This is a genomic window from Paenibacillus sp. FSL R10-2736 (assembly GCF_038000245.1).
GTDB lineage: Bacteria > Bacillota > Bacilli > Paenibacillales > Paenibacillaceae > Paenibacillus_AQ > Paenibacillus_AQ phytohabitans.
Map to the genome: position 1 here is coordinate 1578820 of NZ_JBBOBN010000001.1, position 18034 is coordinate 1596853.

General features: G+C 42.8%; 12 protein-coding genes and 1 pseudogene. 12 read left to right on the forward strand and 1 reads right to left on the reverse strand.

The features are described 5' to 3' along the window. Window positions 1–341: 341 nt before the first annotated feature. Entirely contained in the window at window positions 342–938 is a 597-nt protein-coding gene (locus NSQ73_RS06830; protein ID WP_340985839.1) for a class I SAM-dependent methyltransferase, read from the forward strand. Between the two features lie 265 nt (window positions 939–1203). Here NSQ73_RS06830 and NSQ73_RS06835 read toward each other — a convergent pair whose 3' ends face one another. After that, window positions 1204–2034 carry a helix-turn-helix transcriptional regulator gene (locus NSQ73_RS06835; protein WP_340985841.1) on the reverse strand — a complete coding sequence of 277 codons (831 nt, stop codon included), beginning with the start codon at window positions 2032–2034 and terminating at the stop codon, window positions 1204–1206. A gap of 137 nt (window positions 2035–2171) precedes the next feature. Between NSQ73_RS06835 and NSQ73_RS06840 the strand changes: the two genes are divergently transcribed. From NSQ73_RS06840 to NSQ73_RS06890, 11 genes and pseudogenes are all read left to right on the forward strand, one after another. Then, complete coding sequence (locus NSQ73_RS06840; RefSeq protein ID WP_340985843.1) at window positions 2172–3764, forward strand: GH35 family beta-galactosidase; 1593 nt, start codon at window positions 2172–2174, stop codon at window positions 3762–3764. A 59-nt stretch (window positions 3765–3823) separates the two neighbouring features. After that, entirely contained in the window at window positions 3824–5662 is a 1839-nt protein-coding gene (locus NSQ73_RS06845; RefSeq protein ID WP_340985845.1) for a beta-glucoside-specific PTS transporter subunit IIABC, read from the forward strand. 27 nt (window positions 5663–5689) lie between these two features. Further along, window positions 5690–5761 (forward strand): annotated as a pseudogene (locus NSQ73_RS06850) (family 1 glycosylhydrolase); the annotation flags it as partial. Between the two features lie 162 nt (window positions 5762–5923). Further along, window positions 5924–6100: a helix-turn-helix domain-containing protein gene (locus NSQ73_RS06855; protein WP_340985846.1), complete on the forward strand. Its 177-nt coding sequence runs from the start codon at window positions 5924–5926 to the stop codon at window positions 6098–6100. Between the two features lie 193 nt (window positions 6101–6293). Next, complete coding sequence (locus tag NSQ73_RS06860; RefSeq protein ID WP_340985847.1) at window positions 6294–6941, forward strand: zinc dependent phospholipase C family protein; 648 nt, start codon at window positions 6294–6296, stop codon at window positions 6939–6941. An 833-nt stretch (window positions 6942–7774) separates the two neighbouring features. Further along, window positions 7775–8779, forward strand: coding sequence for a LacI family DNA-binding transcriptional regulator (locus tag NSQ73_RS06865; protein WP_340985848.1), 1005 nt, complete (start codon window positions 7775–7777; stop codon window positions 8777–8779). Between the two features lie 318 nt (window positions 8780–9097). After that, window positions 9098–13624: a GH32 C-terminal domain-containing protein gene (locus NSQ73_RS06870; RefSeq protein ID WP_340989214.1), complete on the forward strand. Its 4527-nt coding sequence runs from the start codon at window positions 9098–9100 to the stop codon at window positions 13622–13624. Between the two features lie 32 nt (window positions 13625–13656). Then, window positions 13657–14058: a hypothetical protein gene (locus tag NSQ73_RS06875; protein WP_340985849.1), complete on the forward strand. Its 402-nt coding sequence runs from the start codon at window positions 13657–13659 to the stop codon at window positions 14056–14058. 339 nt (window positions 14059–14397) lie between these two features. After that, entirely contained in the window at window positions 14398–15294 is an 897-nt protein-coding gene (locus NSQ73_RS06880) for an ABC transporter permease (protein WP_340985850.1), read from the forward strand. Window positions 15295–15330: 36 nt separating this feature from the next. Then, window positions 15331–16215, forward strand: a complete 885-nt coding sequence (locus NSQ73_RS06885; protein ID WP_340985852.1) for a carbohydrate ABC transporter permease — start codon at window positions 15331–15333, stop codon at window positions 16213–16215. A gap of 118 nt (window positions 16216–16333) precedes the next feature. Continuing rightward, on the forward strand, window positions 16334–17992 hold the full coding sequence (locus NSQ73_RS06890) for an ABC transporter substrate-binding protein (RefSeq protein WP_340985853.1): 1659 nt from the start codon (window positions 16334–16336) through the stop codon (window positions 17990–17992). Window positions 17993–18034 lie beyond the last annotated feature (42 nt).

The window sequence follows — 18034 nt, forward strand, 5'->3', positions numbered from 1 at the left end:
GACAAATGAAAGGCAAAATGCATCGTGGCTATATCATTCATTCAAGGATACGAAAGAATCGGGTCAGGCAATAGAAGAAATACGGAGCACGGAATTAAGGGATATTTATAATCATTTACCTACGGGGCAAGTCCATGGAGACTTTTCGCCGGCGAATTTTATTTACAGGTAATAGATATGCGTTTCAAAGAATACATGAAGGGCTATACGACAGAATATCCAATAAACGATATAGAATTCAAATACAATGAAAAGAAGATCGATGAGATCAATGAACGGCTGCTCTGGATGCGGACGGAAATGAAGAAGCCAAATATATTAAAGGATGGGAGCATTTATCAATGGAAATGGATGATGATAAATTACTTCAGTATTATTTGGAACTCAATGGTCCGGATGCCGGAGAATGGAACTCCTCTCCAACATGCATTCACACCCTATTGGCGTCAAGGGATTATGTAAAAAAGAAATTTGATGTTTTTGATGAAATCCAGGTATGTAATATTGGGATTGGAACTGGAGGTTGGGACGACTACCTTGGATTTTGGCTTAAGGGAAGAGGCAGTTTAACCAGCATTGATATTGACGAAAGTATTTGTGGGATATTCGAGTATAGACAGCAGAGGGAACAGCATCCGAATCCATCGAAGGTTTTATGCAAAAGCATTTTCGATTCCGATTTGCCTCAAGAGGCCTTTGATATTGTAACTCTAATTGGGTCCGCAATTAATGAAACCGGGGACTTCGAGAAAAGCTTGGATTCATGCTTTTGTTTAATTAAGCCTGGAGGACATTTGATGTTTATGGCAGGTTTAAAATATACGCCCTTTGAAATGTTGGAAGAATATATAAGTCATACTAAATATCAAATTATGCAAAACGATTTATACGAAGCCTTTCCTGAATATCCGTTTTTCATCAGCAAAATCAGAAAATGATATATGGAGAAAGACCGTTTTCTGCTTCGTTATTAATTATATTCTATCTGGTTTTTGTAAGTGACGGCAGCGAAGCACCAACGATGCCGTGACATAATTTTACGGAAACAAAAGCACTAGGATGAAGAACAACGCCAACCATTTCATTCTTTATAAAAACATTCCTCAAGCGCCTATTCGGCGCTTTTTCTTTGTAGGAGCGTCATCATTTCGCTTACTTTCGTCTGTCTTCATATAAAAAGCAGGCAAACACTTAGAAATAACTCTAAAATTGCTTGTATATATTCCGGTAAACTTGCGGGGAGGTTTCGATAGCTTCTCTAAAGACCTTAATAAAATAACTAGTGCTTGAAAATCCAACATTCTCCGCTATTTCATAGATAGGTAAGTCAGTGGCAACCAAAAGGTTCTTTGCGGCTGATATCCTGCTCATTTTAATATACTCGTTCGGTTTCATCCCCATAATTTTCTGAAAAAGCCGTATGAAATAATACAGACTGTATCCAGACAGTTCCGCCATATGTTCCGAAGTCCAATGGAAACCAGGCTTGTCATGAATTTTATCTGCTATTCCGTGAATAACTTCTTTTTGATCAAGGGTATTGTTCTGTTTTAGCGACTCCGAATTTTTTAACAGAAATAACAACAGCTCGTAGACCAGTGCCGACAGGTGTGGTTCATTACCTGTTCTGAACGTGTCCATTAATTCAAACATTGATGAGAATATCCGTTGTACTTGTTGAATGCCTGCGAATCTAAAGATTGTTGTGCTATCGAGTTTCCACATGGATAGTAGCGGATCCACAGCATTGAAATGCACAAAACAAATTTCCCAAGGATCGTCTTCATCAGTTCCGTATTGTTGCTCCGCTCGCGGAGGATACAAAAACCCACACCCTCCAGTTAATTCAAGTCGCTCTCCTTCATGAATAACAAATCCCTTCCCCCTAAGCACGAGATGAAGGTTATACTGAGCCAAAAAACCACTTTCCCGGTTCTCGCGATGGGTGGGGAATTCGTAATAATGCCCAATGACTACCGGATACATCAAATGATGTTTGAACGTAGGTGGTGGAATAAAAACATTTCTTTTCATAAGCGGCCTCTTTCGCAATTTTTTTATATATTATAAAGCAAAGATGTATTATTTACAATTATTTAAAGAGTGAATAGAATGAGTGTATGAAGTGTATTTAGCAAATAATTTTTATTTAATAAAAACAGGAGGATTGTATGACGCATATAAACAACAATGGAATGCCTCATCTGGATAAGTTTGGCGACGCTTACAGACTGATCGTTAACGAAAGACCCTTTATATCCCTGGCTGGAGAAGTTCACAATTCAAGCTCGTCCAGTCTCGAATATATGAACAAAAATGTCTGGGAGCGCCTAGTTTATTTTAATTGTAACACTGCTGTGATACCGGTTAGTTGGGAGCTCATCGAGCCGGTAGAAGGAACATTTGATTTCACACTGGTTCAAGGTTTAATTGAAGGCGCCAGGAAACATAATCTGAAGCTTGTTTTCATTTGGTTCGGAATGTGGAAGAACTCTCATTCGACGTATGTGCCAGCTTGGGTCAAGCGCGACACACTCCGCTTTCCAAGGGTTCAGTCGGCGAATGGGAAAAAATTGCCGATTGTATCTTGTCATTCTGAAGAGGCACTCCAAGCCGATAGTAAAGCTTTTGCCGAATTAATGCAGTTCATTCGTCAAATTGACAGTACGGAACAAACGGTAATTATGATCCAAGTAGAAAATGAAGTTGGATTTCTCGGTACAGCACGTGATTGTTCGCCTCAGGCAGACAAATTGTTTGAAGAAAACGTGCCTGCTGAGCTGATTCAGTATCTTAAGGATCACGCCGAGCATTTAAATGCTTTCCTTAAAAAGCATTGGGACAGTGAGGGAACTGATCTGCTTGGGTGGACACAGCTTTTTGGATCTGCTGCTGAGGAAATCTTCACAGCTTGGCATATGTCCCGTTTTATTGATCAGGTTGCTGCGGCAGGAAAGGCAGAATATCATCTTCCAATGTTCGTCAATGTTTGGCTGAAGCAATACGAAGAGCAGGACCCGGGGCAATACCCTACCGGGGGGCCAAACCAGAATGTAATCGATATTTGGAAAGCCGGTGGCCCGCATATCGATATCATCGCTCCGGACATTTATCTTAACGAGTTTGCACAAGTCTGTGAAATCTATGACCGCCCTGACAATCCATTATTTATACCTGAGACACGCCGGGATAGTGTAACAGCAGCGAACGTTTTTTATGCTATTGGGGAGCATCAGGCGTTGGGATATACACCTTTTGGTATTGAAACGATGGATAACGGAGTTGATCCATGGAGCGCGGGATTTTTACCCCCGAATCATTTTATGGTCATGGAGAGCACTGGAGTGGGGCCGTTATTGTCTAAGAGTTATGAATTGCTGCATCACATGACGCCGGTGATTACACAGTATTACGGAACCCGGCAAATGCGGGGTATCCTGCAGGATACAGCCTATCCGTCAGCGATTCGCCTTGGTGGATACCGTTTTCAACTGCGGTTTAAGAACCGTTTGAACAGTGAATCTGCACCAGCTGGCGGTTTAATTATCGCGGTTTCTGATCATGATTACATCATTGCGGGGCATGGATTTTCCGTGGAATTTACATCCATGGAGCCGGGAAAGAGTGCAGAATTTATCTCTATCGATGAGGGCTGGTATGAAGACGGAAACTGGGTACCTGGAAGAAGACTTAATGGTGATGAATATCGCGTATCTTTAGGCAGCGAGCCACAAGTGTTAAAAGTATCTTTGTATTGTCATTGAGAAATTTACGCCGCGCCCTCCCGGGCGCGTTTTATAAGATCGTTTAAGGAGAGGTTAAAATGGACAAAAAAGCGTTAGCCAGTCACATTGTTGAAAAAGTTGGTGGTGAAAATAATGTAATTGACCTTACCCACTGTGCAACTCGTCTTCGTTTTCGCTTGAAAGATGAAAAAAACACGAAAAAAGAAGAAATTAAAAAGTTGCAAGGAATTATGAGCGTTGTCGAAAGCGGAGGTGAGTTCCAGGTCGTGGTTGGCAGCCATGTCGAAGAGGTCTATAAGGAGATTATGGAAAATACGTCAATCGGACGGAGCGGTCAAGAATCTACTGAGAATACGAAAACGAAAACGAGATCCTTGGATGGTTTATTTAATTTGATTTCAGGAACCTTTACTCCGCTGCTGCCGGTGATCGTTGGATCCGGTATGCTAAAAGCGCTTATTATCATTTTGACCAAGCTAGGATGGTTAACGGAACAAGATGGCGCCTATGCAATTTTAAGCGCTGCAGGAAACGCTGTCTTTTACTTCTTGCCTATACTTGTAGCTGTAACCCTTGCGATTAAACTGAAAGCCAATCCTTATGTGGCTGCGGCCATCGGTGCAGCTTTAATGGAACCGAATTTTACGGCACTAAGCCAAGCTGGTGACCGGAGCGACTTCTTCGGAATTCCTGTCATTCTAGTGACATATTCTTCACAGGTTTTTCCGGTCTTTATCTCGATTTTTGTTTTCGCTTATCTTGAACGTTGGCTGAAGAAGGTTATTCATAAAAATCTAAGTTTGTTTTTAGTCCCAATGTTGTCTATCGGTATCTTAGTACCAGTCACTGCACTTGTTTTTGGGCCGTTTGGTGTATACGTAGGTGATGGTATTGCTTCTGTTATCACCTTTTTGATGAATACAAGTGGACTGCTAAGTGGTGCAGTCATTGGTGCAGGCTTTACATTTATGGTTGTCTTGGGTTTACATTGGGGGCTATTCCCAATTGTTATTGCAAACATTGCTGCAAACGGTTACGATAACATGTTGGCGATGTCAGCTGCAGCGAATATGGCACAAATCGGTCTTGCCATTGGAGTTTATTTGAAAACGAAAAACCGCGATCTGAAACAAACTGCAGGACCCGCTGCACTTTCGGGCATTTTAGCTGGTGTAACGGAACCAATTGTGTACGGGATAATGCTCCGGTACAAGCGAACCGTACCATATATCATTATCGCTGGCGCTGTAGGGGGTGCGATCAATGGATTCTTTGGCGCTCGTATGCATGGTTTCGTGCTGACCAACATTTTCGCTTTATCTGCATTTTCTCCAATCATTCCAATCGTCATCTCGTTCCTTATTACAATTATATTGGCAGCAGCGCTAGTATTGGTTTTCGGATATGAGAAAAGCGAAAAGCTTCAGGATAACCAAGAAGTCCTTTCTGAAGTGAAAATAGCAGAACCGATGCTTAGCCCACTCAATGGGAACATCTTATCTTTATCTAAAGTACCTGATGAGGCTTTTGCATCGGAAGCAATGGGTAAGGGAATTGCTATTCAACCAACTGAGGGGAAACTGTATTCACCGGTAACAGGTGTTGTCAGCCGATTGTTTCCTACACTGCACGCCGTTTTGATTACAACAGAGTCCGGAGCTGAGTTGCTAATTCATGTAGGTTTGAATACGGTCAAGTTGAAGGGACTGCATTTTAAAGCCGCTGTGCAAGAACAGGCGAAAGTGGCTTCAGGTGACTTATTGTTAGAATTTGATATTAACGCCATTGAAGAGGCTGGGTATTCGGTTATCACCCCGATTGTAGTTACGAATTCTGGTGACTTTAGCGAAATAAAAGTCTTAAAGGAAGAGGGCCATATTGACAAAGGAACACCAGTGCTTTTCGTTCGCCGCTAGAACATTTATAACAGGGAGGTTTGATATATGAGTCTTCAATTTCCAGAAGGATTCTTGTGGGGAGGTGCGGTTGCCGCCAATCAGTTGGAAGGAGCGTATCCAAATCTCTGAACGTATAGACGGGTTTGACCCCCGTCCTCGGCAGTACAATGGAAACCTTGAGAAATCAAGGTTTTTTTGCTTTTCTTGGATTCGACTCAAATAGAAATTGTTTTGGAACATTGTTAAGTACACGAGATTCACTCCGTTAGTTATGGAGTTTTGTCAGGGAAGAAATTAGCCTTCCAAAGTAACCTTGATCGTACTTACATATCCATGCTGGAACGTGGTGTTCACCAGCCTACTTTGAATTCTTTGCTATCTCTTGCTGAGGCTTTGAACATGAAGGCTTCGGAGTTAGTGGAGCTTGTGGAGGAAGAGTTTGCTAAATCGAAATGAACAACACTTAAGGACCATACGATACTCCTCCCATCCTGGATCCAATGAAAACCTTGAGATATCAAGGTTTTTTCTTGCGTCATTATTCATTTTTGGTAACTTCAAAAGCTGTGTTACAATGAAAATTATGGAAAAGATATAAGATATAAGTTTGTATTGTGCGAATGCAAATCTACTTCAGGAGGAGTAAATAATGGCCACATGGGTTACTCATTTTAGAATTGCTGAAGAATTAATAAAGAGAGGGCTGCCGGTATCCAAGGCTGACTTTGTGGTTGGTAATATTGGCCCGGATTGCGGGTTAGCCGATGAGGAAGGCAAGATTGCTCCGCCCAAACGGATTACACACTTTAAGGACGGCCAGGGAATTCAGCCTGAGCATTTTTTTGAGCAGCATGAATTGAACAATCTTGATATTGCTTCGAATGAAGGTTCCTATTATCTGGGGTATTATTGTCACCTTATTACCGATGTGGAATGGGTCAAGTTAACCAGGACAAAACAGGAGGAGCAGGTGCATCAAGCGGTCATAGGCACTCCCGAATACAATCAACTTGTTAAGCGAGACTGGTACTGGCTGGATTTTAAATATTTGAAGCTAAACAGCGGGCATGTTTTTTGGACTGATTTTCAATATATCCAGCAATATCCGGAGTACTTGCCGTTTTTTCCGGAGGGACAAACCTTTAAGCAAATCCAGAATATTGTTCAGTTCTACTGCAATAATGAAGTCCCCATTGATTATGAACCTACATACATTAAGGAAGCCGAAGTAGATGATTTTGTGCTGGAGACAGTAAACAAGATCCAAGCTCATACTAATTTCATAGGGATGCTGTGAACCTCTACAAGTCATGAAATTAAGATAATAAATACGCTTTTTGTTGGAGAAGGTGATGAAGCATAAAAGTAACTTGCGAATGCTAAAACATTTAACGACGGTGAACCTAATAGATATCTCCAAAGGAAATCTATAAAAAGAAAGAACAAAGAGGGACTCGGCGTCCATATTAACATTGAAAGGGCGCATTCAGTTGAATGAGCCCTTCTTGTGTACCTCTAAAGCGCATCTTTAAATCCCTGTAGATAGATAAAACGTTCAAGAAAGGTCTGAAGCGATTTATGATTATAATAGAAAAGTAAACGATTACGCAAACTTTTGTTGTACGGGGCTTGGCATCGGGTTTATCCAGCCCTTAGGAATCTTTCTCATTACGGAATGACTCGGTTTGCCGAAGGAATATTTGCGGTGGATGCTCTCTTTGAACGGTGTGGGGGATGATTCTCGGCGGAGCCCTAACGGTACTGCTGAGCAAAGTCATGCAGGCCCGCTCTCTGCTTGCTGTGGGTTTAGCAGTGAATGCGCTGTGTATGGCGATATCAGGACTATCAACGTTTATGTGGATTACGTTCTTGGCCCAATTTTTCATCGGCATGGTTACACCCGGCTTTCAGGTAGCAGTTCAGACATTAATTCTGAAGAATACGGACAATTTCATAACGATCCCAAACTGACTCTTAGTAAGGATACAATCCCATTGACAATAATATTTGACAAAAGCTTCTAGTGAAAATATATTATATAGTAAGTAATCGTTTACTTCAATGAACATAGTGGTATAACAATTGAGGTATCGGATATGCTTAATGCGAAACGAGACAGGTGTAGTGTAGATGACTGAAAAAAAGAATGTCAGTATTAAAGATGTGGCTTTAAGGGCAAATGTATCTACTGCTACTGTTTCACATGTCATCAACGGGACGCGGTTTGTGTCCAATGAGACGAAACAGAAGGTGCATTTTGCAATGAATGAGTTGAACTTCCGAATCAATTCAGTAGCGCGTTCACTACGCAGCCGCAGGTCGTATATTATTGCGTTTCTTGCACCGCTGCTTGCTTCTGAAACTTCCAACTTTTATTTTATGTCGGTCGCAGCCGGAGTTCAAAGCGTATTGAAACAAAGAGGCTATCATCTTATCTTGAGTGATTCCAGTGACAATGTTGAAGTGGAAAACAAAGAAATCAGTATGTTTGATTCCCAAATGATTGACGGACTGATTGTGGCTCCGGCCAGCAGGGATTGTGATTACGAACGACTGTTCGGAGATTATCCTGTGGTTTATATTGATAGGGTCCCTATTCGTTGTGAACGGGATTCCGTTCTCATTGACAACAAAACTGCGACTAAGGAAGCAATACAAATGATTCTAGACAAAGGCCACCAAAGAATTGCCTTTTTATCCGGCCCCCTTTCAGTAACGACAACGATTGAACGGTATGAAGGTTATTCTGAAACATTGACGAACGCAGGTATTGAATTGGATGATTCGTTGATTTGTTTTGGAGATGTGAGCTTTGAGAACGGATACAATAAGATGGGGAACTTGCTTGAAATGAACCCAACAGCTATTTTTGTGACGGATAATGTGATGGCAATGGGTGCAATGACGTATCTGCAAGACCATTCGATTCGTATACCGGACCAGTTAGCGGTAGTTGGATTCGATGATGTTCAGTGGACACGGGTCACTCATCCACCGTTAACCGTTATTCAACAGCCGTCATTCCAGCTAGGTGTAAAAACTGCTGAAGTGATATTGAAGAGAATTGAAGATGGGACTTCCGGAAAAGAAGAACATAGCTTACAAGCCAATTTCATAGTCAGACAATCGCTCTGACTTTTTTTTATTCATTACGCAAACGATTACGCAAACGTTTCAATGATTTTAGCAGTACAAACGCTACAAATCATTGAAATGGCTTTTAACCTTCTTGTAAGCGTTTTTATAAAGGCTGCAGATCAATCTGAGAGGCGGTGAGGCTTATTGATAATTACTTATTGATAATTATTTGAATTAGGTTTCATTGCTAAAGGAAGATAATAAAAGATTATTTGCCAAGGATGAAGGAGATTTATGTGAAAAGTGGGAGGGTGTTTTGTGAAAAGAAAAGTAAAATTGGTTCGAGTATTGACAAGCATGCTCATTGTTTTGTTAATGATACCTTATGGAATCTATACGCCTAGAGTTGAAGCCGCAGCTACTAAAATTGCAGAATGGAACTTTAATGAGGGAAGCGGAAAGACGACAAAGGATAATATTAGCAATTCGAGTGATTCAATTCATTATGTTTTCAATAATGCAATTTACAAGCCCTCGAGTGATCCAATATGGCGCAGTGACGGGATTTCAGGCAAGTCCCTGCTATTTGACGGGTACTCGAATTGGGTGACACACTCACCGATCACCACTCCTTCTCAGAGTATGACGATTGAAGCCTGGGTTGCTCCCAGAGCCTATGAATGGGGCGACAACGGCACCCTCTCAGCAATCGTCAATCAGCACGATAAACCTGGTAAACAAGGTTTTGTCCTTGGAATGTTCCGGCATGGAACCTGGTCGTTTCAAATCGGCTCGGGTGGGCAATGGTATGAGGTTTGGTCCTATGAGCCGATACCGAGAAATGAATGGTCTCATCTGATTGCCACTGTAGACGGAGCATCCGGCACAATGAAGCTTTTCCTCAACGGTCGTCAAGTGGGTAGGAGCAGTATTCCTGCAAATTCCACAATCACATCGTCAGGGAATCAGCTATTAATCGGAAAAAACAACCAAAGCACCCAACTTGGCGTATTTCCTTTAAATATGTTTAACGGACTTATCGATGATGTGAAAATATACAACGGAGCGTATACAAATGCTGAAGCGGAAAATTCCTATCAGAGCTACATGTCAGCCCTTGGAGGAAACCTGCCGACGCCAAACCTTAGTTTTGACAGAAATGTCTACGATGGTGACCGCTACCGCCCTATTTATCATGCTATTGCTCCGGGGCACTGGATGAATGAACCCCATGCACCGTTGTATTATAATGGGCAATACCATTTGTTCTATCAGAATAACCAGCATGGGCCTTATTGGCATAATATGCAGTGGGGGCACTGGGTCAGCGAAGACATGGTGCATTGGAGAGACGTGCAGCCTGCCTTATCACCAGAATTGTTCCAGGTAGATCCCGATGGGGATTGGACTGGAAGTGCAGTCATTGATGATTCAGGAAATCCTACTCTTTTCTTCACTGCCGGCAATGATTCAAGAGCGTACCTTAACAGCAACCAGAACGTAGGAGTTGCCCGTAGTACAGTTCAGACGGATGGCGATAACGATTTGAAGAAATGGGTAAAAGAGCCAAAGTTGGCTGTTGCCCAGCAATACGGGAAATTCGGTGAATTCAGAGACCCGTATGTGTTCAAAGAGGGTTCAACCTGGTTTATGCTGGTAGGAACGGGTTATGAGGGCCAGGGTGGATCTGCAGCTGTCTACTCCACAACGGATCCTAATCTGATGAATTGGACCTATCGCGGACCCATCTACCAAACCAATCCATCAACTTATCCGGAATTAGGCGGCGTATGGGAACTGCCAGTTATGATGTCTCTGGGAAACGGCAAGCATTTATTGGCTATTAGCCCGGTCGGAAGCGGAGCGAATGTGGAGGTGTATTATTGGATTGGTACTTGGAATGCTTCTACGGCGAAGTTCACTCCTGATGATCCCAAGCCTCAATTGATGGATTTTGGAGACTTTCATTTTACAGGTCCAAGCGGTTTTAAAGATCCGCAGTCAGGACGTAATATTATGTTCACCATTGCTCAAGGGGAAAGGAACTCTCAGGAAGAGTCCGATGCAGGTTGGGCACATAATGCCGGTCTGCCGGTAGAACTTTCGCTTCGCCCGGATGGCAAATTGGGGATTAATCCAATCTCCGAGCTGCAGTCCTTAAGAGGCCAGCAACTTGTAAATATTACAACAGATACGAGTTTTGCTTCAGCCAATGCTGCCCTTTCTTCCATTCAAAGCGATACGGTGGAGATTGAAATGGAATTGAGCCGCGGTTCTGCTGACAGTGTAGGAATCAAAGTTCGAAAATCTCCTAACAACGAAGAAGAGACATTAATTTATTACAAAAACAGTACTAAGGAATATGGTGTCGACCGAACAAAGACGATTGCCGGTCAAAATAAGGGTATCCAAAAAGGCACTATAGATATCGGCAGTGAGAATGTCAAACTACACGTATATTTGGATAAATCCATGGTTGAATCTTACTTGAATGGACTTAAATCTATTACTACGCGTACTTATTCTACCAGAGCGGATGCCAAAGGTCTTCAATTGTGGGGAGATGCAAACACCAGCTCAATCGTTGTTAAGTCACTTAAGGTTTGGGCAATGAATTCTGCATATAACCCAGTGGCAGTCAGTGGTGTGAGCTTGAGTCCTGCAAATCTGGAGGTAGCCGTAGGCGGCAAAAAAACGCTTAATGCTACAATTGCACCGGCAAACGCTACGAACAAAGATGTAATATGGACTTCCAGCAACACCTCAGTCGCGTCGGTTGTTAACGGAGTGGTTACTGGTAAATCCGTCGGGACTGCAACCATTATGGTCCAAACAAGAGACGGTGCAAAAACAGCTTCACGCTTAGTTACTATTATTGCGGCGCCTGCTGGGAAAATTTCAAACAGCGGCTTTGAAAACGGTAACTTAGAGGGTTGGATCATAGAAAGCGGTACAGTCTTTACTAATGCGGGGGTTACAAATGCAGCGATATTCGGAAACAACCAACCGTATAATCATGAAGGTAATTACCACCTATCCGGGCAATTAAGCGGTGGGAATGCTGCCACAGGAGTATTAAAGTCTAAGGAGTTTACACTCGGAGGCAACGGCCAGGTTAGCTTCCTGATCGGCGGAGGGTCTGATATTGATAAATTATATGTGTCCTTTGTACGTGCTTCAGACGGGAAAGAGCTCTTCAGGTCAAGCGGACCGGGAAGCTATTGGAACTGGCCGAGCACCAAGGGCATTACGGAAGGGTACACCAAGAGATACTGGGATGCTACCCAATATATAGGTACATCCATGTATATCAAAATAGTCGATGAACGAACGGATGAGTGGGGCCATATTAATATTGATGATTTTAATGTCCCGGTTCAAGGTGGAACTGTTGATGCAGAAGCACCGACAGCACCTAAGAACCTTACAGCGACCGGGACCACATCGAATTCCATATCCCTTAGCTGGACGGCATCAACAGATAACGCAGGAGTAACCGGCTACGTAATTTATCGGAATGGAGTTCAGGCAGGGACGAGTACGACAGCCGCTTTTACAGATAGCGGGCTGGTAGCAGCTACGGCCTATCTCTATACGGTCAAAGCAAAGGATGAGGCGGGAAATCTCTCCGCAGCAAGCAACAGCGTAACAGCAACCACCCAGGCTGCGGCGGTAACTGGCAGTTTGACAAACCATGACTTTGAGAGCGGTAACCTTAACGGCTGGACAATTGTAAGTGGAAATGCGTTCAGTGATGCGGATGTTGCGGAGGATACGAGCTGGGGATGGGGAGGACCGTTTAATCAAAGTGGCAAGTACCATCTTTGGGGGTTCAAGGATGGGGGAGATTCTCAGGTAGGTGTACTGAAGTCTGCTACATTTACCCTCGGTGGCAGCGGTTCTATCGATTTTCTGATCGGCGGAGGGAATGATATCAATAATTTATATGTCGCTTTGGTTCGGGCATCGGACGGCACTGAATTGATAAAAGCGACAGGCAACAGCAATGAGGCTTATAGTCGTGTTACTTGGAATGCCGCTGCTTATATTGGAAAAGAATGCTATATCAAGATTGTCGACAGTGCTACTGGAGGTTTCGGCCATATCAATGTGGACGATGTGAACGTTCCGGTCAGCAGTGGAGCTGCTGACACCGAAGCTCCGTCAGCTCCGAAGAATCTGGCAGCAACCGGCACAACTAAGGATTCTGTATCCCTGGGTTGGACGATTTCAACAGATAATATAGGAGTAACTGGATACTTGGTTTACCGGAATGGAGTACAGGTAGCTACTAGTACAACAGCAACTTATACAGATAGCGGACTGACAACCAATACACCCTATGTCTATACGGTCAAAGCAAAGGATGCTGCGGGAAATATCTCGGCAGCAAGCAACAGTGTCACAGCAACCACCCAAGCTGCACAGGCGACTGGCAGTTTGACTAACCATGACTTTGAGAGCGGTAACCTTAACGGCTGGACAATTGTAAGTGGTAATGCGTTCAGTGATGCCGATGTTGCAGCGGATACGAACTGGGGATGGGGAGGGCCCTTTAATCAAAGCGGTGCGTATCATCTCTGGGGATTTAAGGATGGGGGTGATTCTCAGGTAGGAGTGCTGAAATCTGCGTCATTTACCCTTGGCGGTAATGGAACGATTGATTTTCTGATCGGCGGAGGGAACGATATCAATAATTTATACATTGCTTTGGTCCGGGCATCGGATGGCACTGAGCTGCTAAAAGCGACAGGCAATAGCGATGAGGCCTATAACCGCATTACTTGGGAGGCTGCTTCTTTTGTAGGGACTGATTGCTATATTAAAATTGTCGACAATGCTACTGGAGGTTTCGGCCATATTAATGTGGATGATGTGAACGTGCCGGTACTTGTGAATTAGAATTAAAAAAAGGTTAACAGGAGGATATGATTATGAGGATTATAAATAAAACCAGAAAAATCACGATGCTATGTTTGGTGTTTTGTCTGTTCCTGATTCCTAATATGGTCAGTGCTGCAACTGAAAATCTTTCTGTCAGCAATGTGTTTCCAATGGAAACACGGTATAGTCAGACCTTTACACCTGACCGGCCAGATTTTAAAGCCATACTCAATGTAAATTCATTGTCTGGACTTTCAAGTGGCAGTAATCTGAAAGTGACCATTCAAAAATATAATCCATCTACCGGTCTGTTCGAGGATCGGGGGGATGTTTACATCTCCTCCAATGGGAGTAACACTTTTTATTCTACAGATAACGGGGTACTTCACCGCCTTAAAATAACAACGACAAGCAGCACATGGGTTAATTTCTATGCAACGATAAGCTACTAGAGGTATTCTGAATAAAACGGACAGGGTGCATTCTCTGTCCGTCTTCCAATGTATGAACCGAATTTTGAGCAATTGAAAAAAGAAATTCAAGGGGAAGGAAATTTTATTGACAACGCTATCAAAAACAAATAAAATCAATTTATAAAAACGATTACGCAAACGATTACCTTTTGTTAAATTTGGTTTTGATAAGTGTATTTATATAAAAAAATAAATCCTTATTTTTTTATATAATAGGCACATATCCACTTTACCATTTGGAGCGGGGGAGCTTACAAAATTATAGAAATAGCTCTTGTCTATTACGTAATCGTTTACCTTGGGAATGGAGGAAAATATATGCTTGGGAAAATGAAAAAGAATTATGAATTGTATTTACTGATTTTAATCCCAATAGCCTATTTTACAATTTTTAAATATTGGCCTATGTATGGGGTACAAATCGCCTTTAAAGACTTTGTAGCTTCCAAAGGGGTTTGGGGCAGTGAGTGGGTAGGGTTTGAACATTTTCAACGCTTTTTTGAATCGTATAATTTTAAACAAATCGTAGGAAATACTCTCTTACTAAGTGTGCTCAATTTGGCTATAGCTTTTCCCTTTCCCATTATAGTAGCAATTATGCTGAACCAATTGAGACAGCAGAAGATGAAAAAATTCATTCAAACTACGATTTATGCACCATATTTCATTTCAACTGTCGTATTGGTAGGTATGTTGTTTATCTTTCTGTCCCCAACCAGCGGCTTGGTTAATCATATTGTAACCGCCTTCGGCGGGGAGCCGATTATGTTTATGGGAGAGGAGAAGTGGTTCAGGCCTCTGTACATATTCTCATCCGTATGGCAGGAAACAGGGTTTGCATCCGTTATCTATTTGGCAGCCCTGGCAGGGATAGATCCTCATCTGCATGAAGCAGCGGTTATGGATGGTGCATCCAAGTGGCACCGGATTCGGCATATTGATTTACCGGGTATTGCCCCTACCATTATTGTTTTGTTCATTATGGCAGTTGGGAATCTAATGAACGTTGGATTTGAGAAGGCGTTTCTTATGCAGACCGATTTGAATGTCGCTACATCAGAGATTATTCCAACTTACGTATACAAAGTGGGGATTCAGCGGGCGGAATACAGCTTTTCGGCAGCGATCGGGCTGTTTAACTCAGTGATAAACCTGATACTACTGGTTATTGTAAATAAAACAACCAAGAAAATAAGCGGCAAAGGCTTATTTTAGGGGCGAAGAACACCTGTTAGAAGGAGGAGAGAAATCATGCTAAAGAGAAAAACGAAATCGGATCTGACATTTGATATTATCAATTATTTGTTTCTAGGCTGCTTCACTTTAATGATTCTGTATCCCTTATATTTTATTGTGATCGCTTCCATCAGTGACCCGAATAAGATTTATTCCGGTGAGGTGTGGCTTCTGCCGCAGAATATAACCTTTGACGGATATAAAAGAATATTCAGCGATAGTGCAATATGGAACGGCTATAAGAATTCCATTCTCTACGCGGCGCTGAACGGACTTGTCAGCACAGCGCTTGTCATTATGGCGGCTTATCCACTTTCGAGGAAAGATTTTTATGGAAGAAATGCTGTAATGACCTTTTTTATCATCACGATGTTCTTTAACGGCGGTATTATTCCGACCTATCTGGTTGTAAAGGATCTGCATTTAATGAACTCGATGTGGGCGGTCATTCTCCCGGGTGCAATGGACGCTTTCCTGATTATCATAGCAAAAACCTTTTTCGAGGAACTGCCTGATGAATTAAGAGAGGCAGCTGCCATTGATGGAGCCAAGAATCTCAGGTATCTATGGAGTATTGTCCTTCCTTTATCTAAACCGATTATTGCAGTTCTTGTCCTCTTCGCAGTCGTGCGCCAATGGAATGGATTCTTCGATGCTCTAATTTATCTGAGTGATGGTGATAAGTTTCCGTTGCAATTGGTCCTGCGCAACATCCTGATCCAGAGCCAGCCGTCCGGGAATATGCTTATGGATATTGATAACATGCTGGCCAAACAGCGTGTGACAGAATTAATCAAGTTCGGGGTAATTATCGTTTCTGCTGTTCCGCTGTTAGCCTTATACCCGTTCCTGCAAAGATATTTTGTCAAAGGAGTAATGGTAGGTTCTGTGAAGGGGTGAGAAGTGGCCTGTCAAATAGTCGTTAAGGAGGTGTTGCGAAGCTCGGTTAGAATGGGACTGGCTAATCCCAGATTCAAGAAGAATGAAATGAGCAGATTCAATAGGGAGGTTAAGAAGAATGAACAGAAAAGCTGTGGGTCTATTGGCAGTAATGATGGCCGTTTCCGTGTTTGCTACGGCCTGTAACAGCAACAACAGCAGCAACAGCAACGATGGTAAGGCAGGCACGAATACAGAGAATAGTGGAAATCAAGTGGACGACAGTGCATCCATTCAGTTTCCACTGAAAGAAAAAACCACCTTAAAGGTGGTTGCCCGTAGAGCTCCGCTCGCGCCAAGCGATTATAACGAAATGACCATGGCTAAAAAACTTGAAGAAGCGTCAAATGTTCATATCGATTGGAATACCATTGTCGAGACAGATTACAACGAGAAGAAGAATTTGCTCATAGCAAGTGGCGACTTGCCTGAAATGTTCTTCGGAGCCAGTTTTACAGATACAGAGCTGATGAAATACGGTGCGGACGGCACAATTATACCTCTAAATGATCTAATTGACAAACACATGCCTAACTTGAAAGCATTGTTTGACAAGAGACCGGATATCAAAGCCATTGTTACAGCCCCGGACGGCAATATTTATTCCCTTCCTGCGGGTGAGGAGCTTGGCACCGGTCAAGAAGATATTGGTTCTAACCCGGATTTCCTCTATATCAATGAAGATTGGCTGAAAAAGCTGGGGCTGGCAATGCCAACCACTCTTCAAGAATATCATGATGTATTGCTTGCCTTTAAAACCAAAGATCCGAATGGCAACGGAAAAGCAGATGAAGTCCCCTTGTCCTTCGTCAATGCATTTTGGACGGGTGATATCGGTTATCTGTTCGGCGCCTTCGGTGTACCAGACAAAACTTATCAACCTGGTAACAATGCCTATGCTGAACATCTAAATGTAGACAATGGCAAGGTTTCCTACGCAGCTATCCAAGATGGATATAAAGATGCTGTAAACGAGATCGCGAAATGGGTAGCAGAGGGCCTTGTTGATCAAGAATCCTTCACTCAAGAATACACGCAATATTATGCGAAAGGAAAGACTGAACCGGAAACTCTTGGTTCCTTTCTCTGGTGGGATCATACAGACGTAGTGGGTCCTGAACGTGATCAGCATTACCCGATCGTCCCTCCTTTTAAAGATATGGTTGTCAAATGGAACAGTGGTTCTGCTCTTTCGAGAGGCGGTTCGGTTATTACAAAAGAAGCAAAAAATCCTGCTTTAGTTGCTGCATGGTTGGATTTGATATACAAACCGGAAACTACTGCGGAAGTCCGTTGGGGCCCGATCGGAGAATGGTTTGAGAAATCTGCCGATGGCAAATTGGTGCAAAAGTCGGATATCAGTAATCCGGGTGAGTTCCGTCAAACCGTATCACTAGGTGGCGGCGGTGTATTCACTGGTGAAGACTTCGAAAAAATTGCACCTCCGGAAGCACGGGCGCAGCAAAGATTGGATGATATCAAAAATATTTTTGTGCCGCAAATGCAGAAGGAGAAATATCCGAACATCTTCTTTACAGAAGAAGAATTAAAAACTATCGAAAAACTGAAACCTGAGATCCAAACCTATACAAATTCCATGCGTGCGAAATTCATGTTAAAAGGGGTTTCTGACTCCGAGTGGAGTGACTATCTGGCTGCGCTTAAAGATATGGGCTTGGACGATTTGATAAAGATATACCAAGATGGATATGACCGTTACCTCGCAGCCCAAAAATAAAATTGGATAGGTAAGGCGTGTAGCAAGCCTGAAGAGATGCCT

Bases quoted from the DNA above. Each gene is read 5' to 3' on its own strand.
- NSQ73_RS06830 (WP_340985839.1), top strand. From the start codon at position 342: ATGGAAATGGATGATGATAAATTACTTCAGTATTATTTGGAACTCAAT.
- NSQ73_RS06835 (WP_340985841.1), bottom strand. From the start codon at position 2,034: ATGAAAAGAAATGTTTTTATTCCACCACCTACGTTCAAACATCATTTG.
- NSQ73_RS06840 (WP_340985843.1), top strand. From the start codon at position 2,172: ATGACGCATATAAACAACAATGGAATGCCTCATCTGGATAAGTTTGGC.
- NSQ73_RS06845 (WP_340985845.1), top strand. From the start codon at position 3,824: ATGGACAAAAAAGCGTTAGCCAGTCACATTGTTGAAAAAGTTGGTGGT.
- NSQ73_RS06860 (WP_340985847.1), top strand. From the start codon at position 6,294: ATGGCCACATGGGTTACTCATTTTAGAATTGCTGAAGAATTAATAAAG.
- NSQ73_RS06865 (WP_340985848.1), top strand. From the start codon at position 7,775: ATGACTGAAAAAAAGAATGTCAGTATTAAAGATGTGGCTTTAAGGGCA.
- NSQ73_RS06870 (WP_340989214.1), top strand. From the start codon at position 9,098: ATGATACCTTATGGAATCTATACGCCTAGAGTTGAAGCCGCAGCTACT.
- NSQ73_RS06875 (WP_340985849.1), top strand. From the start codon at position 13,657: ATGAGGATTATAAATAAAACCAGAAAAATCACGATGCTATGTTTGGTG.
- NSQ73_RS06880 (WP_340985850.1), top strand. From the start codon at position 14,398: ATGCTTGGGAAAATGAAAAAGAATTATGAATTGTATTTACTGATTTTA.
- NSQ73_RS06885 (WP_340985852.1), top strand. From the start codon at position 15,331: ATGCTAAAGAGAAAAACGAAATCGGATCTGACATTTGATATTATCAAT.
- NSQ73_RS06890 (WP_340985853.1), top strand. From the start codon at position 16,334: ATGAACAGAAAAGCTGTGGGTCTATTGGCAGTAATGATGGCCGTTTCC.